At 38.1% G+C, this 20,810-nt stretch carries 24 protein-coding genes and 1 pseudogene; 16 read left to right on the plus strand and 9 right to left on the minus strand.

The features are described 5' to 3' along the window. Positions 1-13 precede the first annotated feature (13 nt). The 11 genes from IGJ99_RS06135 to holA all read left to right on the plus strand — a co-directional run bounded on the left by IGJ99_RS06135 (position 14) and on the right by holA (position 10,230). Entirely contained in the window at positions 14-1,144 is a 1,131-nt protein-coding gene (locus tag IGJ99_RS06135) for a CAP-associated domain-containing protein (RefSeq protein WP_438747902.1), read from the plus strand. Further along, entirely contained in the window at positions 1,131-1,562 is a 432-nt protein-coding gene (locus IGJ99_RS06140) for a YlbF family regulator (RefSeq protein ID WP_041684405.1), read from the plus strand. The genes IGJ99_RS06135 and IGJ99_RS06140 overlap by 14 nt, the downstream gene beginning before the upstream one ends. Then, complete coding sequence (locus tag IGJ99_RS06145) at positions 1,546-1,887, plus strand: YlbG family protein (RefSeq protein WP_010735656.1); 342 nt, start codon at positions 1,546-1,548, stop codon at positions 1,885-1,887. The genes IGJ99_RS06140 and IGJ99_RS06145 overlap by 17 nt, the downstream gene beginning before the upstream one ends. Before the next feature lie 183 nt (positions 1,888-2,070). Beyond that, positions 2,071-2,628, plus strand: a complete 558-nt coding sequence (rsmD, locus tag IGJ99_RS06150; RefSeq protein WP_023519532.1) for a 16S rRNA (guanine(966)-N(2))-methyltransferase RsmD — start codon at positions 2,071-2,073, stop codon at positions 2,626-2,628. Next, positions 2,629-3,120 (plus strand): pantetheine-phosphate adenylyltransferase, encoded by a 492-nt coding sequence (coaD, locus tag IGJ99_RS06155; RefSeq protein ID WP_010735654.1) that lies wholly within the window; start codon positions 2,629-2,631, stop codon positions 3,118-3,120. Beyond that, positions 3,110-4,153 carry a SepM family pheromone-processing serine protease gene (locus IGJ99_RS06160; protein ID WP_438747905.1) on the plus strand — a complete coding sequence of 348 codons (1,044 nt, stop codon included), beginning with the start codon at positions 3,110-3,112 and terminating at the stop codon, positions 4,151-4,153. Before coaD ends, IGJ99_RS06160 begins: the two co-directional genes overlap by 11 nt. A gap of 304 nt (positions 4,154-4,457) precedes the next feature. Next, the gene (locus IGJ99_RS06165; RefSeq protein WP_438747907.1) at positions 4,458-5,600 is read left to right on the plus strand and encodes a hypothetical protein; all 1,143 of its coding nucleotides are present in this window, start codon (positions 4,458-4,460) and stop codon (positions 5,598-5,600) included. 200 nt (positions 5,601-5,800) lie between these two features. Further along, complete coding sequence (locus IGJ99_RS06170) at positions 5,801-6,376, plus strand: helix-hairpin-helix domain-containing protein (RefSeq protein ID WP_438722758.1); 576 nt, start codon at positions 5,801-5,803, stop codon at positions 6,374-6,376. A 19-nt stretch (positions 6,377-6,395) separates the two neighbouring features. After that, a complete protein-coding gene (locus IGJ99_RS06175; protein WP_438747912.1) occupies positions 6,396-6,878 on the plus strand; it encodes a ComE operon protein 2 in 483 nt (160 codons plus the stop codon). Continuing rightward, positions 6,871-9,147, plus strand: coding sequence for a DNA internalization-related competence protein ComEC/Rec2 (locus IGJ99_RS06180; protein ID WP_438747914.1), 2,277 nt, complete (start codon positions 6,871-6,873; stop codon positions 9,145-9,147). Before IGJ99_RS06175 ends, IGJ99_RS06180 begins: the two co-directional genes overlap by 8 nt. Positions 9,148-9,183: 36 nt before the next feature. Next, entirely contained in the window at positions 9,184-10,230 is a 1,047-nt protein-coding gene (gene holA / locus IGJ99_RS06185) for a DNA polymerase III subunit delta (RefSeq protein WP_438747917.1), read from the plus strand. A 114-nt stretch (positions 10,231-10,344) separates the two neighbouring features. Here holA and rpsT read toward each other — a convergent pair whose 3' ends face one another. The 4 genes from rpsT to IGJ99_RS06205 form a co-directional block, all read right to left on the minus strand. Further along, positions 10,345-10,599 carry a 30S ribosomal protein S20 gene (gene rpsT, locus IGJ99_RS06190; RefSeq protein WP_010735647.1) on the minus strand — a complete coding sequence of 85 codons (255 nt, stop codon included), beginning with the start codon at positions 10,597-10,599 and terminating at the stop codon, positions 10,345-10,347. Between the two features lie 400 nt (positions 10,600-10,999). Continuing rightward, the gene (locus IGJ99_RS06195; RefSeq protein WP_010735646.1) at positions 11,000-11,269 is read right to left on the minus strand and encodes a hypothetical protein; all 270 of its coding nucleotides are present in this window, start codon (positions 11,267-11,269) and stop codon (positions 11,000-11,002) included. 195 nt (positions 11,270-11,464) lie between these two features. Continuing rightward, on the minus strand, positions 11,465-11,590 hold the full coding sequence (locus tag IGJ99_RS06200) for a hypothetical protein (protein ID WP_010735645.1): 126 nt from the start codon (positions 11,588-11,590) through the stop codon (positions 11,465-11,467). Between the two features lie 70 nt (positions 11,591-11,660). Then, entirely contained in the window at positions 11,661-12,116 is a 456-nt protein-coding gene (locus tag IGJ99_RS06205; protein WP_438747919.1) for a DUF441 domain-containing protein, read from the minus strand. 434 nt (positions 12,117-12,550) lie between these two features. On the opposite strand from IGJ99_RS06205, the gene IGJ99_RS06210 reads away from it, so the two are divergent. From IGJ99_RS06210 to IGJ99_RS06225, 4 genes are read left to right on the plus strand one after another with little or no spacing between them, the layout of a single operon-like run. Next, a complete protein-coding gene (locus IGJ99_RS06210) occupies positions 12,551-12,979 on the plus strand; it encodes a DUF1310 family protein (protein ID WP_062805341.1) in 429 nt (142 codons plus the stop codon). After that, a complete protein-coding gene (locus tag IGJ99_RS06215) occupies positions 12,966-14,204 on the plus strand; it encodes a lipase family protein (RefSeq protein ID WP_224434679.1) in 1,239 nt (412 codons plus the stop codon). The genes IGJ99_RS06210 and IGJ99_RS06215 overlap by 14 nt, the downstream gene beginning before the upstream one ends. A gap of 2 nt (positions 14,205-14,206) precedes the next feature. After that, positions 14,207-14,533 carry a hypothetical protein gene (locus IGJ99_RS06220; RefSeq protein ID WP_438770681.1) on the plus strand — a complete coding sequence of 109 codons (327 nt, stop codon included), beginning with the start codon at positions 14,207-14,209 and terminating at the stop codon, positions 14,531-14,533. A gap of 22 nt (positions 14,534-14,555) precedes the next feature. Continuing rightward, positions 14,556-14,795, plus strand: a complete 240-nt coding sequence (locus tag IGJ99_RS06225) for a hypothetical protein (RefSeq protein ID WP_010735640.1) — start codon at positions 14,556-14,558, stop codon at positions 14,793-14,795. A gap of 181 nt (positions 14,796-14,976) precedes the next feature. Here the strand turns inward: IGJ99_RS06225 and IGJ99_RS06230 are convergent, their stop codons facing one another. Both IGJ99_RS06230 and IGJ99_RS06235 read right to left on the minus strand, forming a co-directional pair. Continuing rightward, positions 14,977-15,933 (minus strand): permease prefix domain 1-containing protein, encoded by a 957-nt coding sequence (locus IGJ99_RS06230; protein WP_010735639.1) that lies wholly within the window; start codon positions 15,931-15,933, stop codon positions 14,977-14,979. Further along, positions 15,930-16,262, minus strand: coding sequence for a PadR family transcriptional regulator (locus tag IGJ99_RS06235; RefSeq protein WP_019723123.1), 333 nt, complete (start codon positions 16,260-16,262; stop codon positions 15,930-15,932). The genes IGJ99_RS06230 and IGJ99_RS06235 overlap by 4 nt, the downstream gene beginning before the upstream one ends. A 507-nt stretch (positions 16,263-16,769) precedes the next feature. Here IGJ99_RS06235 and abc-f point away from each other — a divergent pair. Beyond that, positions 16,770-18,266: pseudogene (abc-f, locus tag IGJ99_RS06240) on the plus strand (ribosomal protection-like ABC-F family protein); the annotation flags it as partial. 202 nt (positions 18,267-18,468) lie between these two features. Here the strand turns inward: abc-f and IGJ99_RS06245 are convergent. The 3 genes from IGJ99_RS06245 to IGJ99_RS06255 form a co-directional block, all read right to left on the minus strand. Then, positions 18,469-19,302 (minus strand): undecaprenyl-diphosphate phosphatase, encoded by an 834-nt coding sequence (locus IGJ99_RS06245; RefSeq protein ID WP_010735635.1) that lies wholly within the window; start codon positions 19,300-19,302, stop codon positions 18,469-18,471. Positions 19,303-19,455: 153 nt separating this feature from the next. Next, on the minus strand, positions 19,456-20,160 hold the full coding sequence (locus IGJ99_RS06250; protein WP_010735634.1) for a histidine phosphatase family protein: 705 nt from the start codon (positions 20,158-20,160) through the stop codon (positions 19,456-19,458). A gap of 23 nt (positions 20,161-20,183) precedes the next feature. Further along, entirely contained in the window at positions 20,184-20,810 is a 627-nt protein-coding gene (locus tag IGJ99_RS06255) for an MBL fold metallo-hydrolase (protein ID WP_349520322.1), read from the minus strand.

Genomic DNA, 20,810 nt, shown 5'->3' on the forward strand with positions numbered 1-20,810 from the left:
GGAGAGGGAACATTTGAAACGACTAGGTCTATTTATAGCAACACTACTATTCGTCACGTCGGCTTTATATTTGGAGCCAGTAGTGTTCCCTCCCAAACTTGAAACATCCACGCAAGACCAACAACTGATAGGAAATCAAAATCAGGTAACGTCTTGGAAATACCAGGAGCTAAATGCGACTGGCTTTTCTACATATATTGGTCGATCAGTCACCGAATTAGAAGCAGAGATTGGTTCACCTAAAGATCGTTTGACGAGCGGATTCGGCTTTGAGAGCAGATATTATCAAGATCCAATTCAACAAATCGTACTTGAAGCAAATATACAAAATGACCGAGTAGAGGCTATCAAAGTTTTAAATGCGAACGCAACTAGTTTGACACCATTTGCCGTTGGCATGACTATGCAGGATCTGACAGAGATTACAACGATTTTTCCGAACTTCACATTTGAGTATGAAGAGACAGAAGTCGGAATCGAGTTAACTGAAGAAGACATGAATTATCGTCCCTTGATTGCTTTTGATAACGGTACATTTGCGATGCTTTTTTTTGATCAAGACACAGGTGGATTATTTTCAACAGTTTATTTAAATAAGAAAAGCTTATTGAAATTAATGCCTTACCAGGTCTTTGGAGAGGGATTGCCCCACTACGAAATGGACAGTTCAGCAGACTGGGAAAGTATCAATCAATCAAGAGAGCGTGTCATCACTCGAGTATTGACGAGATTACGCCAAGAAGCTGAACTGCCTGATTATCATTACTCTCCAGATTTTATGATCCAAACGAATGTACTGTTAACAGACTTTATCGAACAACCAGAAGAATGGTTGGCAGAAAATCGTTTGGCAGAGTGGCAAATGGCAACACAGACTTCGCAAACTACAGTTAAATTTACGTTGTCAAATGATGAAATCAATCGCTTAGTGGAAAAACGACAATTAGATCAAACAACTGGGATTTTCATGCATCCAATCATTGATCCGACTTTTTCAGTGTTATTGTTATATACTGATCCTTATTATCATGATCGATTCTTGGAAAAAGAACCAACACAGTTAGGCGTTGCGTTTTCGAAAGAAAACATGTTAGTCTTAATGAAGGAAAAAGAGGAGACTAGTGAAAGCAGTGATAATCAATGAGGAGTTGTTTGAACTGGAGGACCAGTGTCATCAGCTTGTTCAAACGATTGTAACAAGTAAAATGATGGAACAATATCTCAAAACTAAAAAAGAGATGGAAACTTCTATCAACGTCAACCAGTTAAAAAATGATTTTATTGTAAGCAGACAAGCATTTGAAGAAATTTCACCTTATGGAAAGTACATTCCAGAGTTTCGTGAAAAACAACGAACTGTACGCCAAGCCAAAAGGCAGTTGGATCTAAATGAGGAAGTAGCAGCTTTTCGAATAAGTGAAACAGAATTACAAAAGATACTAGATTCCATTGGAAAACAACTTGCACATACGATTTCGACGGAGATCAAAATCAGTGCAGGTAGTCCATTTTTTGAAAAAAGTGAAGGGTGCGGAGGAAACTGCCATGGACATAGAAAATAAAAAATTTGAACAAACACATCGGCGAGGGTTAGTCGTGTGGGTATATAGTTTAAAACAATTGAAAAATCTTCGCAAATTTGGATTAGTGCATTATGTCTCTCGTAAAATGAAGTATGTGATCATGTATTTAAATGAAGACAACTATGAACAAACGGAAGAAAGGATCAAGAAATTACATTTCGTACGAAATGTCGAACGTTCTTATCGACCAGATATCGAAATGAATTTTGCTGAAAAAATCGGCAAAAAGGCGGACACAAAAGAAGAAGGCTTCGAGATCGAAGAATTAAACACCAAGATCCGCTTAGCTGATCACGTTTTCTAGTAAAGAGAGTCTAGCGTTATAGTTAATAAAATCGACGAAAATGAAGAAAATGTGATAAAAAGATTTTGAATAGTTATAAAAAGTTAAATTAAGAAAAAATAGACTTGAGAATTGACGATTTTAGTCGGAATCAAGTCTATTTTTTTGGTATACTAATAACAGTATGTTTCAAGGAGTGAGTAGATGCGAGTAATTTCAGGAGATTACGGCGGTCGCCGTTTAAAAAGTTTAGCAGGGCCAAATACTCGACCGACGTCTGATAAAGTCAAAGAGTCGATATTCAACATGATCGGTCCTTATTTTAATGGAGAGGTCGTTTTGGATCTTTACTCAGGAAGCGGGGGTCTAGCGATCGAAGCAGTTTCCAGAGGCTGTAGCTACGCAATCTGCGTGGAGAAAAACTATCAAGCACTAAAAATAATCAAAGAAAATATTGAAATCACTAAAGAACCGAACAAATTCAATACAATGAAATTAGATGCTGATAAAGCGATTGAGTCACTGGCGAAAGAAGATCAAAAGATTGATATTCTATTTTTAGATCCACCCTATGCTAAACAAAAAATCGTCGATCAAATTAAACGTATGGAAGAATTGGCTCTTTTTCAGGATGCTGCCTTGATCGTATGCGAAACAGATAAGTCAGTGGAGCTTCCTGAGACAATAGGAAATTTTCAACAAATCAAACAGCAGACCTATGGCATCTCTGCGGTGACCATTTATAGAAAAGAGGAAATATAAATGAGAAGAGCTTTATTTCCAGGGAGTTTCGACCCATTGACTATGGGACATTTAGACACGATCGAACGAGCTGCGAAGTTGTTTGATGAAGTGATCATCGGTATCTTTATCAATACATCAAAAAAAACATTGTTCACGGCTGAGGAACGCTTGGAATTGATCACACAAGCAGTCGCACACTTAGAAAATGTCCGAGTGATCCACCAAGAGACACAGTTGACAGTGACGACGGCAAAAGAACTAGGTATTCAAGCGCTGGTTCGAGGTGTTCGCAGCTTCAAAGATTTTGAATATGAACGTGACATTGCGCAAATGAATCATCATTTGAGTCCTGAATTGGAGACGGTGCTTTTTATGGCAAAACCAGAGTATAGCCATATCAGCTCAAGTATGCTTAAAGAGGTTCTTTATTTTGGTGGGGACGTGAGCACCTATTTACCTACTGTGATCAACGAAGCATTAGCTAGAAAGCGTGAAAGTGATGCAGAATAAGAAATGGTGGAAAACATTATCCGTAATCCTTTTAGGTACGTTATTAGCAGGCTTTGTCATTGTTCCTTTACCCTATTATGTGGAGGCTCCAGGTGCCACGATTGATCTTAAAGATATGATCACAGTCAATGATCAAGAAGATAAAGAATCAGGCTCTTTCTCTCTCACTTCTGTAGGAATCAGAAGAGCAACAGGATTTGGTGTCGTCTCCGCACTGCTGTCAGATTTCAAAGATGTTATCAGTGAAGAAGAGTTGACTGGTGGAGCGACAAATGAAGAATATAATCAGATGCAAAAATATTATATGGAATCCTCACAAAATGCCGCCATCGAGCAAGCCTTGAAACTAGCGAATATTCCGTATACGATGGAATTCAAAGGTGTCTATGTCATGGGCGTCGAAAAAAATTCGAGTTTTTATAAGAAACTATCTGTTGGCGATACAGTCACGAAAGTAGATGGGATGAGTTTCAAGAGTGCGGAAGAATTTATGGAGTACGTGAAAGGACAGGAAGTAGGACAGGTTGTCACAATCACCTTCATCCACAATGGCAAGGAAGAAGAAGCTTCAGGTAAACTGATCGAGTTATCGACAGATAAAAAACCAGGAATCGGGATCACGTTGACCGACCATACAGAAATCGCCACAGACACAGAAGTGGCAATCAATTCTGGTTCAATCGGTGGCCCTTCAGCAGGCTTGATGTTTACTTTGGAGATCTATGAACAGTTGACCCATAAAAACATCCGTAAAGGGAAAAAAATAGCCGGTACAGGGACAATCAATCGTGCAGGTGAAGTGGGACGAATCGGTGGAATCGATAAAAAAGTGGCAAGTGCAGACGAAGCAGGAATGAATATCTTTTTTGCGCCAGATGATACGATTTCTGAGGAAGTGAAAAAAGAAAATCCAGATATCAAAACGAACTATGAAGAAGCCAAAGCTGCGGCTAAAAAACTCAATACATCGATGAAGATCGTTCCGGTCAAAACAGTGCAAGATGCCTTAGAGTATCTTGAGAACATGAAATAAACGGTTTATCGACTTGTATGTTTTGTACTCATATTTTAAAGCGAGGTCTAGACATGTTTAGCCTCAACTAATAATGCGCCATCCACGAAAATTGTTTTTTAAATTTTTGTGAGTGGCGCATTATTTTTCGAAGAGTTTCTATCTGTTCCCGCCGTTTATTCGGTTTAGGTGGTACGAAAGGGCTCATGTCCCCTCTTTTTCTTTTTTTTTTCAATAATTACAAAAAAACGTTTTGTTATTTTGTAGGTAATTTTAAGTAAGTTTGCTACTATATAAAAAAGAGTTAGAAAGGGGCAAGATAAATATGGAACAACCAAGCAATCGAGAATCATCATTCGATATCGGAGAATATTACTCCGAAAAAAAGTATAAAAAAAATTTTGGGCATTTGCGGAAAACAGCAGACTTTAAACGTGTATTGATTGATTTTGACAAACAATTGGAAGCAACGAAAGACCAACTGTCAAAACATCGAAACGGTGTGTTGTGGACCAGGCGCTTACTTGCAGATTTTCGACAGAAGAAGTTGAGTAAAACGGATAGAGTTTTCAATTTTATTCTTAGGCGTAAGAATAAAGAGCCTAAAAAATATGAGAATACACTAAAGGATTTGAATAGTAAATATTTTAAATCAGAATATATTCAATCGATTGTTGCTAAAGATGTATGGATTGATTCAAAAGAAATCGTTGATGAAATCGAGCGCTTAGCTTCAAGAGCGAAATCTATCCCTACGGCTCGCGGGTTGGAACTAAGGGAACAGTTTCGAGCACAATCTTCGGAGCAAAAAAAACGGCGTCAACCTGAAACAGAAGATGAATTACACTACAGTACCCTTTCTTTCCTAGAGGAAGGTGGAGAAAGCGAGAAGTCTCGCAAGATAATTATCCATGGAAAAGATGACTCCGTTATTTACGCAGTAATCCGACGAGCGAACAATGGGGAGAAAGTTTCATCGTATATAGAAGTTTCCCATAATGAAGAGGAACGAATCGAACGACCTATAACTGGACACCACAGAAATTCTTCTGTTCATGGCGAGGGAGCATTTACTGGTCATCATGAGCAACAAAGCAAACAACCAAGACGGTTATCACCAATTTCAGAGTTGCAAGAAAATAATGGAAGAAAAAATTCATTGAAAGATGAGGTTGAACGACGTGATTCGAAACCTCGAGAAGTAAAATCTGCGATCAATCAAGGACTTATTTCGTCAAAAAACTTATCTGTAGAAGGTGCTGTGCAATCGGTGAAACAACGAATCTTGGAAATAGAGAACAGATCTGGGAAGTCCGACCGTATGGTTTTTAATAGTCATAATGACTCAGGCAAACGTTCATTTGGCATGACCAAACAAGCAGCAATGAGTAAGTCAGGGGAAAATCGACGACCAGCTCCGCCTTCTCCAAGTTTGAAGCCGAAACCAAGGATAGAACCAACTAAATAAACCGTGGATATAAAAATAAAAGAAATCATCATTTGAGGCGTATCTAATAGTGAAGGAACATCGAAGTATAGATGTTTTTTCACTATTTTTTAGAAAGGAAAATGAAATAGCAAAGAATACCAATGAAGAAAATAGTTCAAGAAATCTTTGATTCGCCAAAACGTTTCATTCTATTTTTTATATGCAGTGTATCAGTTAGTATGATAGTAGGAGTGGTCTTATACCGTCAGATCGGTCCAACTAAGATCAATGAAGCTAGTAACGTACCGTTGCTAACTGCTACAAGCTCGGATAGTTACCAAAAAACTGCGACAACCGGAACAACGACAAACGACCCAATCATGTATGTAGACGTGAAAGGCAATGTCCATCGACCAGGAATATACGCATTTACCGACGAGGAACGTGTATTTGATATCATTGAAAAAGCAGGAGGATTGACTGCACACGCTGATGAAAAACAAATCAATTTTGCTGCAAAAGTTTCGGATCAACAAGTGCTTTATATTCCCCAAGTTGGGGAAGAGATGCCTCAGTTCGCAGAGGAAGTAAAGGCAAAAGAACAGCCAGAGGAAAAGAAAGTCAATCTTAATACTGCCAGCCTTGCTGAATTACAGGAGCTTCCGGGAATCGGGGCAATGAAAGCACAAGAGATCATCAATTATCGCGAAACCAACGGTTCCTTCCAAACAATTGAAAGTTTGAAAGAAATATCGGGATTTGGCGAAAAGACAGTTGAAAAACTGAAAAACTTCGTTACAATTACAATAGAATAAACCAATGAGGAGACAAATTATGAGCAATGAACGAATTCCTTGGGATCAGTATTTTATGGCACAAGCCGTATTATTATCATTAAGAAGTACATGTACACGATTAGAAGTAGGTGCCACATTAGTTAGAGAAAAACGAATCATTGCGGGTGGTTATAACGGCGCAGTGAGTGGGGATGTTCATTGTATCGACGAAGGTTGCTATGTCGTGAATGGTCACTGTTTACGAACGATCCATGCAGAAATGAATGCGTTACTCCAATGTGCAAGACTCGGAGTTCCTACAGAAGGAGCAGAGATCTATGTCACCCATTTTCCATGTTTGGCATGTACAAAAGCATTACTTCAAGCAGGAATCAGGAAAATCCACTACTTGCATGATTACCGCAATGACCCTTATGCACAGTCATTGATTACCCAATTAGGTGCATCCGTCCATCAAGTCAATTTAGATATGAAATATTTTGCTAAACTTCAACAAGAGTCAACAGGAGAACTTGATTAAACAATTTGGCGAACAAGTTCGTAATTACTTGATTTTACCAGCAATGTCTTCGGTCATTTTATGTTTCGTTTACTATAAGGAGCATGATCTTTCTCGCTTGATCATTGCTGGTCTTTTTCTTCTGGTCCTATTCAAACACAAGCAAGCCGTGATCTATCTTTGTTGTTTTTGCAGTCTGACAGTCTGGTTGGCTTGTCTTCGTTCAGAGGTTCCCTCGATTGATCACACAAAAACAACTGAAGAGTTTCTATTGATGACCGATACAATTCAACGGAATGGCGACTGGTTGATTGTAGAGGCGCGAAGAATCCCAACGAAACAAAAAGTACAGCTAAGTTATCAAGCCAAAACAAAAGCAGAAGCACAACAATGGGAAGACTTTCGCGGGTATCCGATCGAACTTCGAGTAACTGGCAGTTATCAGAAACCTGAATCCCTGCGTAATCGTTATGCATTTGATGCGGTCAAATATCTGAAGGGATCACGAACCAGTGGTCAGTTTCATGGAACTGATTTTCAAGTCCTGCCTTCAACAATGGGAGGGGTGACTCTATTTCGTGACCTCCGTGGCAAAGCAATCAATTATGTAAAAAAACGCTATCCTGAAAAAATAGGGATGTATATCAACGCGTTACTTTACGGTTATCGTGATGCTTCTTTTCGCGAATCCGAATCAATTTTTAAAGCCACTGGGTTACTGCATCTATTCGCAGTTTCTGGGATGCATGTCCACTATTATTTAGGATTTTTGTATTATCTTTTTCGACGAAGTGGCTGTCTTTTGTCTATTACGATTCTTCCACTGACATTACTTACAGTGGGGTATATCCTATTAGCTGGAGGCTCATTTTCTGTGGTTAGAGCAGGGAGCTTATTTATGTTGAAGCTTATACTTAAATTGGCAGCAATCAAACTATCTACGCTTGATTGCTTTTCTTTGAATCTATGGTTGCTTTTATTGTTCGATCCATTGATCCTGCTTCAAATGGGCGCGCAATTAAGTATATGGATGAGTTTATTGTTTTTGACATTTTCTCACTCATCAAAAGGTTGGAACAATCGTTTATTCTATTTATTCCAAACAAGTGCAATCCAATTACCTTTAAGTGCTTGGTATTTCTATGAGTGGTCGTTTTTAGGTGGCCTATTCACGACACTTGGTATTCCATTATTCCAATACGTCCTTCTTCCAGGGGTGATCATTCTCTTTTTAGCAGGCAACATCCTTCCGCAGTCCTTATTAGAAATCCTCGAATCGTGTTTGATTCTCTTTGAAGACTTCCTCTCTTGTTTTGATTTCTCCACACTGACGATCGGGCAACCCGCTTTTTATTTCGTTTTATTGAGTATTGTCGTCCTCTTACTTTTGTTTGAGAGCGTAACGATTCCGCCATGGAAAAAAATCATTTATTCATTATCACTCCTCCTCAGTTATTTCTTGATACCATTACTTGATGCCTCGACTACGATCACCTTTATCGATGTCGGACAAGGCGACAGTATCCTACTAAAAAGTCCGATGAAACAAGAAGTTATTTTAATCGATACTGGGGGCAGATTAAATGTTGAAACAGAAGCGTGGCAGCAACGTATTACTCGTCCTTATGCAGAAAATAATATCGTTCCGTATTTAAAAGGACAAGGGATCACCACGATCACAAAACTATTTCTCACACATAATGACACTGATCATATCGGAGAATTAGAGACACTCTCGTCACATTTCACCATTGAAAAGATATATATTGGTTGGGGCACTGCCAAAGAGCCAAAGTTTCGCGAACGATTGATAAAAATTAGTCAGTTAGGAACCAAGATCATAGAAGTCAGGCAAGGAGATCGAATATCTGCTTGCTTTGACTTGTACGTTTTGATGCCAAGTAAAGAAGGGCAAGGAAAAAATGAAGATTCAGTGGTTCTCTGGTTCGCATATAAGAAGCAGCGCTTTTTATTACTGGGGGATTTGGATCAAGAAGGGGAACTCGACCTGTTGAATGCTTACCCAACATTAAGGGCGGAGGTCGTGAAACTAGGACATCATGGGAGTCGTAGTTCGAGTCATCCTATGTTTTTGGCTGCTTTACAACCGAAGATGGGGATTTTATCTAACGGGCTTGACAATCGCTATGGCCATCCACATCCTGAAGTCCTTGAAACGTTAGAAAGCTTAGAGAGTGCAGTTTATCGAACAGATAAAAATGGAGCGATCACTTTTTATTGGCATCCTATTTGGACAAAAAATGGCCGACTTCATAAAATGATAGACTAGTAATTTTTGTTTTCTCGTGATAGGATAAATTGGAAAGTGGTGAGAGATGTGAGTATCCAAGTTGAACTACAAAAAATTCGTAAAGAAAAGCTCGCACCTTGTTATCTCGTTTTAGGAACTGAGAAGTTTTTACAAGACCAAGTGCGTACAGAAATCCTCAAGAAAATACAAATATCAGGAGAAGATGACCTTAATTTTCTGCGATTTGATATGACTCAAGCAACGATCGATGACGTAATCGCTGAAGCAGAAACCTTACCGTTTTTCGGTGATCAACGGGTGGTTTTTGTCGAAAACCCTTATTTTTTGACGGGTGAAAAAAACAGCAACAGTATCGAACAAAACACAGATCTTTTAGTAGACTATTTAAAAGAACCGCTTGAAACAACCGTACTCGTTTTTTTTGCGCCTTATGAAAAATTAGATGAACGAAAAAAAGTCACGAAACAATTGAAGAAAACGGCGATATCGATCAATGTTCAGCAATTGAATGAAAAAGAAGTGCGACAGTATTTATTGAATACATTAGAAAATACACCGCTTACTCTAGATCGTAAAGCAATTGACCTTTTTTTACGATTGACTGATTTAGACTTATCAAAAATGATGGCAGAATTAGATAAATTGATGTTATATGGACAGAATCAATCAGCAATCTCTGCGAAAGAAATCGAACAATTAGTGCCTAAGACATTGGAACATAATATCTTTGACATGACACAATATATGCTTTCTGGAGATACGGAACATACCCTGCGATTATTTGAAGATTTAGTCACACAAGGGGAAGAGATCATCAAGATCAATGCGATCCTACTCTCCCAACTACGATTGTATCTCCAAACGAAATTTTTAGTCAAAATCGGGTACCAACAAGCAAACATTGCGGAAACTTTGAAAATCCATCCCTATCGGGTAAAATTGGCAATGCAAGAAGTTAGGAAGTTCGATGAACGAACATTAGTCCAATTGTTCGACCAATTAGTCGAGATGGACTATCAAGTAAAAAGTGGACAGATCGAAAAGAAATTGAGTTTCCAATTATTTGTGTTTCAGGCAGCTGAAAGATTAAATAATAAATAAAAACAATAGCAACACAAATACACACAGTTCGGTTGATCATCAAAGGGATCATCCAAACTGTGTGTATTTGTGTATAGAAAAAGGAAATAAAAAAACCGGCCGTGGCCGATTTCCTTATTTAGCGATTTTTTTGCTTAAACGAGATTTGTCGCGGTTTGCTTTGTTTTTGTGGATAAGACCTTTAGTTTCAGCCATATCGATCGCTTTAACAGCGTCTTTATATAACGCATCTACGTTGTCAGCACCTGAAGCTACAGCATCCTCAAATTTTTTGATTGCAGTACGCATAGCACTAGTTTGAGATGAATTTTTTACATTCGCGTTTTCGCTTGTGCGAACACGTTTGATTGCAGATTCAATGTTTGGCATTTGTTTCACCTCCGATAAGTAAAGTTCTTACGCGTGTTACCGCATAATTCAACATTCATTATTATACCTAATGCGAGCGCGCATTGCAATATCAACATGACAAGTTTTTTTCCTTAACACGTAAGAAATATCAGAGAGCGTGGATTTATGAGTGCAGAAAAACAAAAAAACAAAAGAAAAAGCGCTGTTGTGGGAGACAACGAGCGCTTAACCAAACGTGGTTTAATTTATCTTGGTAAATAAATAATTGAATGGGATGTTTGGTACTGAAATAGTATATAACAAAGTCAACCGTTTGCAAAGTTTTTTTTGAAAAGGGATACGATTGCTTCAAATCAATGAATCATAACGTTAACATAGATTAGTTATTTTATAACTAATTAGAATGCATGAAAAGGAGCTATTCGGGTGTTCCAATGATTTTGATGTATTCATCGATGTTTTTGATCATCATTCGTTTGATGACTAATTGATTTCGACGATTCCATTTTCCGCTAACTTCCAATACATATTTGTTTAAAGGTAAACGTAAAACATATTTTGCCAAGTAGCGATCTTTAATTAGACAATTGATTACCCGATCTTCAAGTTGGAGATTCAAACCAGTCAACATCATTGGTTGTTCTTGTAAAACATACGTATCAATCAAAAGACCTTCAAAAGTTTCCACGAGCGTCTTCCTTTCTTCTAAATCAAACATTTCGCACTTTTTTTAAAATTTCCTGCATAAAAGAGGTGCACTTACACTTAGTATAACAAAAAAGAAGCACCAAGCCAAAAAAAAGCCGAAAGAACTTGAATAATCCCAAGATCTTTCAAGTTTTTCGCCTTTTTTTATAGATATTTAAAAAAATAGTTACGTATATTAAAAATTAGCATCAAAGACGTTTTGGATTAAATCAGGAAATAGTAAGTAGGTCAATCCAATAATCAATAGAACAGCCAATAAAAACCATCCAACAGTCCCAAAGAAATATTTTAGTTTTTGCATATGCGATCACCTCAAAACTAGTATACCACGAACAAAAAAATTATCCTTTTCTCAACCACTAGATGCATCATTATTTATTAAAAGAAAACAATTGGAGAATGCAATAGGCGATTCCAGAAGCAATCACAGGGCCCGCTGCGATTCCTTTTAAGAACACAACGCCTAAGATCGTTCCAAAAACTAAAGCCACAGTGATTTGTGGATCTGTCGCAATCAAGTCAACGCCTTTAGACGACAATACAGCAACTAAGCCACCACAGAAGATCGCTACCCAACCCATAGGTGATTTGAACGCATCAAGCAAATCTTTTAAACCAATATCACCTGTAGCAATAGGCACTAAAATCGCCGCAGTAATGATCGTCACGCCAATATTTATTCCTTTCCCTTGGAGCCATGTCAAAAAATCTTTTGATGCAGGAATAAACTTAACAAGTAAAATAAAACCAGTCGCTAACATCAGACTTTGATTTTTAGCAAGGACGGCTACCAGCATGATCAACCCAAGAAATAACCAACTTTCCATCAAAAAACCTCACTTTCTAATTATTCATCATACCATTTTTTTAATACGATGCAAAAGAGTCATTAGCAAAATATTTGATCGACCATAGAAGGAACCAAAAGGTACGAAGAATTAGACGAAAAGGCAAAATGAGAAAAATACCTACGTTGATGATGTCAAAACATGTTTTTATGAGGTGAAGAATAGAGTGTCTGATTTATCATGTATACTTGATGTGAAAAAGTAACAGATCAAAAATATATAAAAAAGAAAGGGTGAATGTTTGTGAGAGTCAGTTGAAATGGCGTAATTAAATAAGAGGAGATGGGAAAAAGAGAAGAAGATTATGTGGCATGTCATTCCATACACTGATTGATCAATTAAACATACATAAAAGCTGTGACGTACTGCTTACAACAAAATTATGATAGACATAATAAAAAAGGAGGTCATTTATGAAGCGAAAACCGATCAAGAAGCGCCAAATCGTACTGATCATCACTGGCATATGCCTATTATGGATTGGAGGAACAATGTATATGGACCATTTGAAGTTAGAAGAAGAAATGATTCGAGTTGTGAATAGTGAAGAAGCAAAAATCGTTTTGGAGAAAACATTGAAAAATCTTGACTCTAAGGCGTTGACATCTGAAGGAGTGATAAAAAACTATAAAATTGATTATAAAAATATCAAGAGAAATCCAATGGGTGGGATTAGTGTACCTCTAATTATAAATGATAATAATAAGTTACTTGTTTTTAATCTACTAGATCGAAATCAGATAAACGGGGAGCTAAGTAAGCTAAAAAATGATATTGTGCGTACTACTTCTGACCTATATGAATTACTAAAAGAAGGAGGGGAAGATAGTGAAGAATACTGAAAAAGAAAAGGTTGGAATAGCCAAGCAACAATATGAAACTTTGCGCTTAAAAGAGCCTTTCTTTAAAAATGAGGATAAAGAGTTCATCGGTTACGTCTCCCACATCAACAGCAAAATCACCGGCGAACAATCCTTTATCATTACCGACAAATATGTTCCCTTATCAGCATCTCTTAGCGAAAGGGAAAGCGTAAAAGAAGTCATGGTTTTATATCGTGGTTCGTCGTTTGATTCTTCATTAGATACCAAATTAGATTGGCAGTACAATAATATTTTTACAGCTTTTCAGGTGATCAATGGTGGTGGGGCAGCAGCGATGCCTCAGCTTCAATCTTCTGCGACAACACTACAACAAACATTGGAAGCTTATCCAAATGCTGAATTTTATGTATATGGTCATTCTTTAGGATCAATGAATGCGCAATATGCGTTAGCGAGTATTTCTTCAAGTGATGCGGATCGTGTTTATGGCTATGTGTATCAGGGACCGAATATCTATGAGGTATTAACGCCTGAGCAAAAACGGCAAGCGGATTATTTGACCGCAGAGTATCGTCTTTTGAATTACATTGACTCAAAAGACTTAGTTGCGATTGGATATGGGGGAGGCAAAAAGGCAGTTGGGCAGATCGTTTATCCACTATCTGAACGGCTGGGCTTGAGGCGCACGATCGATCAACATATGTGGGGAGGTTACCAATTTGAGGAAGATGGTTCTTTATTAACAACGAATAGCAGTGGCACTGTATTAGCTGAGTATCAAAGACGATTGAAAAAAAGATCAATTGCTAGTATTAAAAGTGAATGGAGCGGACAAACAGGGGGAATTTCGGCAGCTAAAGAAGTTTACCTGGATGCAGTTCAAGCGAAAAGCATTGTTTCAGGAATGAAGACAGCGATTGATGAAAAAATCACTGAACTGATGACGGTCTATCAAACAGGCATCGATCAGGCGAATCAACTGTGGCAAGATACAATCGCTAATGCGCGTTCATATGGAAGCAATCTTACAGAAATGGAACAAATAGAAGCGTTAGAGCGAGGAGGGGTGACTCGACAACACGTACTAATCGAACCAGTTACTGACTATGAAGCGGCGTTGAATCAACTTCGCTCGATCAAATCAAGTTACGAAGATCTGATCTACCCAATCAATCAGACGATTGATCAGCAAATACAATTGGATAGTGAATTAGCGAGCCAATTCAAGAAAGGAACATTTTAGTGATGGCTAATAATGAGTCGAAAGAAATGAAAAAAATCGAAGAAGATTATTGGCGCAAGAAAGATGAATTAGAGAATAAAATAGCGTATCTTGAAGCAGAAAAACGTTCATTTACACGCTACTTAGATCAATTAGGAGAAAAAATCCCGCTGATTCAACGAATATTTTCAGACGGAGGAACTATCGATCCTCGTATCGCGTATCGCTTGATCAATGATGCAAGCGAAGAAGGGCAATATCTTGTACGTAAAGCATTACATAGGATTGAAGACGAATTAGCAGAAAATCAGCAAAACTATCAGTCAGCTAAATTAAATCATAAAAATTAATCAATGGAAGGGAAAGAGAGCAATGTTTGATGAGCAAATAAGGGGACTAGAAAAAGCATTGATTTCTTGGTTTATTGCTAGTCATAGCCGTGCCAGTTCAGATACAAAGAAGAAGACGATCCAAGTCACGCGAGAACTCACAAACCAAGAATTAAAAGATAGGATAAAACAGTATACCGATCGCTTAACTGATGCGGCAAAAGGAGAATGGGTCGATAAGGCAACGAACGTGGTCAAAGACATAACAAAAGCTTTTAGTTAGAAAACAGAAAAATCTCTGGAACATCCATCCTCTCGCACTACCTAAACTGAGTAAACGCTGGGAACAAAAGTAACCTCTTCGAAAAATAAGGCGCAATCCATAAAAATCTGAAAAACAATTTTCGTGGATTGCGCCTTATTTCTTGAGGCTAAACAATTCTGCCCCGACCGCGATTGAGAAGTTATTTACGTTTCAATCTTTCAAGAAAATAGTCTTCTAATACACCGCCTAGTACAAAGATGAGCCAAGAGTAAGCCCAGCTTCGGGTCATAAAGGACCAAACCATGTAAACGATGAAGATGCCCGGCCAGTATAAACGTTCAAATAAACGAATCGCTTTTGCTGAGTCTCCGTACATGTGTTGAGATGCTCGTGGTCCTGGCTCATCTTCATCTGAGATAAAGAACGTGCCTTCAGCGACTTTTGAAAACCAAGTGTAGATGATGCTGACGTAGACGATAAAGAAGACGCCGAGTGCCACGGAAGCAAAGAAAAGTAATAAAGCGAATCCAATCGGTAAGCCAAAGGCTCTATTCGTCAAGATAGGTGTGACCGAAAGGATACATAAAATGATACCGAAAACTAGTCCTACTCGAAAACTTTTCGCATAGGCTTCTGTTTGTTGTCTTGCTTCGATTTTTACTTGTTGTGAATAGGGTCGATCATTTAGTTTCTTCTTACTAGCTGAATAGCTCAAACTTGTAGTAATAATCAAACCAACGCCTAAAGCGACCAGAAGAAACATTGCCAAAAAACCGATGATCTCGCTAATACCATTAGCAAAAAATAAGAGCATTCCTACAGCTAAGATACAACTAGCAATTCCTGTTGAAAGAAAAAGGGAGAAACGACGGACTTGGTTCCAAAATGAAATCACTTCATCGAGTTCAATCTCGTTTTCCCAGACTTCTTCGTCAAAAGAGGACCGAGAAAGTTCCAATTCTTGGAGGATCTCATCAATAGAACCAAATTCACTGATGACTGCACCAATGGCTTCATGCTCTGATTTTCCTTCTTCTAATAATCCGTGATACTGATCTTCCATGATTGCCAATAGGTCTTCTTTGGCTTTTTTTGTTTCAGGTGTATTCGGTACATTTAAAAATAAACTATCTAGATAATCCTTAATGGTTTTCATGTTTCTCCTCCTTGTAGAAAACGGTCAACAACGATTTTTGTTTGCTGCCACTCGTCTTTTTTTTCTTCTAATAATTTCTTCCCAGCACTACTGATTCGGTAATACGTTCGTTTCTTGCCATGGGTGACTTCGCCAGGATAAGAAAGGATCAGCCCTTGCTTTTCTAGGCGTGTAAACGCGGAGTATAAGGTTGTTTCCTTGATGATATACATTGAATCAGTTCCCTCGCGAATCTGTTTAGAGATTTCGTACCCGTAGGAATCTTCTTTGGAAAGAATCGATAAGATGATGGCATCATTATACCCACGAATTGCATCACTTGATATCACTCGATCGCCTCCTTTATAATTACTACATCTGTCGTAATAATTATAAAACAATTACTACGACAGGTAAAGTAAATAAAATGAATTACTTAGAATTCAGTCTTAGATCTGAGTCTTTTTGGTAGAAATCGATCAGTAGAGACAATACATGTAGAAATGTAGCAATGTTCAGTCTAGATGTTTATTTCTTTTAGTCTCATTTGAGCTTTTATGAGTGATTTGGTACAATTGATATAAATATAATGAAAAGGAGGGACATATTTAATGGGCAGCTTGACTAAAATAACAGAAACAGATAATTATTCTAGATATCATATTAGCTTTAGTCATGCAATTATTTTTGTATTTTCTATCCAAGGCATCAGTGCGCTTAAAAATAGAAAAACCAATCAAAAATAAATGACCATTCAATATGTTTATTCCATTTTTAGCTAAGTACCAGATAAATGAAATAACAACAGGTCATGAATTTCTTCATGGCTTTTTTGATTGGTCTTAAGTAGCGAGAAAATGTATATTCAAGCGAATAAGATCAGTAAAAATTATAGTGACGTACCTCTTTTTGAAAATTTGAGTTGCACACTCAATATGCAAGACAAAATCGGATTGATCGGACAAAATGGAACTGGGAAAACAACTCTTCTTCAAATGTTGATCGGATCTCAAGGTGTTGATGAAGGGACAGTTAGTAGGAAAAAAGGGCTGTCGATTGGTTATATTCTACAGAAAATGGAAAATGGCTCAATCGCTACTTTTGACTATGTGTATCAAAGCTTCAAAGACATCCAAGAATTGCAAACACAACTCAATTACTATGAAGAAAAAATGTGTATCGCAACGGAAGATCTGGACCATATCATGAAAGTATATGGCGACTTGCAGCAACGATTTGAGACGATGGGCGGATATGGATTAGAAGATCGGATCACGAGTGTTTTGAAAGGATTAGACCTTGCAGAACAAATTGAAACACCGCTCGGTCAATTAAGCGGAGGCGAACGTATTCGAGTAGAATTAGCCAAAGTATTATTACAAGAAAATGATGTCCTTCTATTAGATGAGCCAACCAATCATCTTGATCTCGACTCCGTACAATGGTTAGAAGAATATCTGAGATTGACAAATTGTGCGTTCCTCGTGATTTCCCATGATCGTGCGTTCCTTGACAATGTAGTCAAAAAAATCATGGAGATCGAGGACGGTCAGATAATCGAATATTCGGGAAATTATAGTCGTTACATGACGTTGAAAAAACAACGGATACAGGAACTTCAAAAAAATCATGAACTTCAGCAAAAAGAAATCAAACGATTGAAAGGAATGATACGACGCTATCGCCAATGGGGGAATGAAGGAGACAACGAAGCATTCTTTAAAAAAGCAAAAGAAATCGAGCGTAGATTAGAAAAAATGATACTGATAAATGCGCCTAAGGTCCCCCGCAAAAAACTAACTACAATCAGTCAAGATGATCTGTCGGGGAAAGAAGTGTGGGTTGCCAAAAATATAAAGAAAACAGTAGGTAAAAAATATTTGTTTTCAGATAGTTCGTTTAAGGTCTATCGTGGTGAGCGGATCGCCATATTAGGTAAGAATGGTTCTGGGAAATCAACGCTATTAAAAGTAGTGATGGGGGAAATAGGAGTAGATGAAGGGGCCATTAAAACTGGCGCAAGTTTGTCAATTGGCTATTTACCTCAACGCTTAACGTTTGAACAACCAGAACAACGGATATTGAATTATGTTAAATACCTGATACTTGATGAACAGAAAGCACGACAAGTATTAGCGAATTTTGGATTCTTCAGTGGGGATGTTGCTAAAAGGATCAAAGATCTTTCTGGTGGAGAACAAGTAAGGCTGTACCTCTTGAAACTGTTCCAAAAGAAAATCAATGTATTGATCCTAGATGAACCAACCAATCACTTGGATATCTATGTAAGAGAAGAAGTCGAAGAATTATTGTCTACATTTACCGGTACCATTTTAGCAGTTACTCATGATCGCTAATTCTTGCGAAAGAATTTCGATCAGATCTTATTAGTGAAAGATAAAAAAATCGAAAAGTTGTTGTATGAGGATCATTCATTTTAGCTCAAAAAAGTATATAAAAAATAGTAGTAAGCTCAGCGATGCGTGAGCTTACTACTATTTTGTTTTGTTGTTGCGCTTACCAATCATTAAGCTGGTTTGCGATGAGCATATCAAATTACATTGCGATGAACCAGTAACCGATCAAGATGATCCCTAGAATGATACGATACCAGCCAAAAACAGTAAAGTCATTACGTTTCAAGTAGTTGATCAAGAACTTGATCGCAAAAATCGAAACGATGAATGAAACCACAGTACCTACTAAAAGAATAACTGTTTCTTCCATTTGGAAGCTGTTGCCATCAGCAAGGTATTTCACGATCTTTAATCCACTGGCACCAAACATCACTGGAATGCCAAGGAAAAATGAGAACTCAGTGGCAACGAAGCGGGAAGCACCAATCAGGATTGCTCCAAGGATCGTAGCGCCGGAGCGTGAAGTCCCTGGTATCAAAGCCAAGACTTGGAAAGCCCCAATCAGAATCGCTGCTTGGAAAGTCAAATCATTCAGGTTTGACCAACGAGGTGTTTTATTTTTGTTTCGCTTTTCAACAATGATGAAACCGATACCGTAAACGATCAAGGCGATCGCTACTGGTAAAAATTTATAAAAATGGGCATCTAACCAATCGTCCAATAATAAACCAATAATAGCTGCTGGCACACAAGCAACAAGTACTTTTGACCATAAAACCCACGTATCTTTTTTCTCGTTCGAGGATTTGCTAGGAGCAAAAGGGTTCAACTTGTGGAAATACAAAACAACGACGGCTAAGATCGCTCCTAATTGGATCACGACATTGAACATCGACATGAATTGTGAACTCGCATCAAGCTTGATGAATTCATCTGCTAAGATCAAATGTCCTGTACTACTGATTGGCAGCCACTCTGTGATTCCTTCAATGATTCCTAGAATCGCTGCTTTTATGATATTTGCAAAAAACATAAATTCCTTCCTTCCCAATTAAAATACAACATTTAGTATACCGTTCTTTGTTTCCAAAGCCAAATTGTTTCTTTGAGATTCATACAAAAATAAAGGACTTCAAAAAAAGTACACTGAAATCAAAAGACTTCAATGTACTTATTCAATGACTCATCACATAAATGATTCTCTTGTCTGTTGTTTTCCTTGTTCGATATAACTGGTATCGTTGACACTTTCAATTGAAAAACGACCATTTTTATAGGTTACTTTTGTGACACTACCATTTAACAATCCAGCACGAACTGGTTGAGAAGGATCGATCAAGCTAAGAAGAAAAGCAATCGTTAGGCCGTGGGAGACGACTAAAACATTGCCACCATTGTTCTTCTCACACTGATGGGCGATATCTTCAAAACCTGACCAGACACGTTCTTTTAATTCGGCATAAGGTTGCGCCCAGCCAGCAGTATCCGTCTCATAGATGGCATTAGCGATTTGTTCAAAGGTCACATCTGTGGTGAACATCTCATCGTATGTTTGAAAATTTAGTACACGAGGAATGACACCCCACATCTCCATATCGTAGCCACCTTCTAGCGAACCAAAACACCATTCACGAATCCGTTTATCAATAAAGTAAGGAATTTCTTTCCCTTTTGTATGTTCGCTTAAAACGATCCGTGCCGTTTCGATTGCTCGGCCACTGTCGCTTGAATAGGCGTAAGAAAAATCGATATCTTTTAGACCTTTACCTAAAAAATGGATACCTTCTTGTCCTTGTTTCGTCAATGGTGTGTCACACCAGCCTTGCACACGTTCAATCGTATTGAACATTGTTTTACCATGACGGACGATATACAGGGTTGTTTCACTCATGTTGAACGACCTCCTAAGTTTGATTAAGCGTTAAAAAATGGGTTTGTTTTTTTCTCGTGTTCAATCGTTGTTGGTTCTCCATGGCCAGGATAGACCACAAATTCATTTGGTAGAACAAAAAGCTGTGTCGTGATGCTATAGAGTAACTGCTCTAAATTACCGGTGTAGAGATCGGTGCGACCGATACTCCCTTTAAAGAGTGCGTCTCCAGATATCACGAAGTCATCGAAAATAAAGCTAACACTACCGGCTGAATGACCAGGTGTTGGAACGACTTCAAATGACATATTCCCAAGACGGTATTGTTTCATTTCAAATTCATATTCCGCAGGAGAAACAATGATATTATCCATATCATCATGGCGATCAAGTCCTGAGAGATTCAAGATGGGATCTCCAAGCCATTCTTGTTCTAGTGGACTGACATAGACAGGGATGTCATAGGTATTTCTCAATGCTTCGACAGCGCCAATGTGGTCGTAATGCGTATGAGTCAATAAGATAGCGACAGGTTGTTGCTGGGTCTTCTTGATTTGTTCTTGGATCATTTCAGCGTCAGCTCCTGGATCAATGATCAGAAGCGCTTCGTCGTTGTAGACAAGGTAACAGTTTTCCTCGATTGTTCCAGTTTTTAATTGTAAAACATGCAT

This window comes from Enterococcus sp. AZ095b (assembly GCF_051714725.1).
GTDB lineage: Bacteria > Bacillota > Bacilli > Lactobacillales > Enterococcaceae > Enterococcus_B > Enterococcus_B pernyi.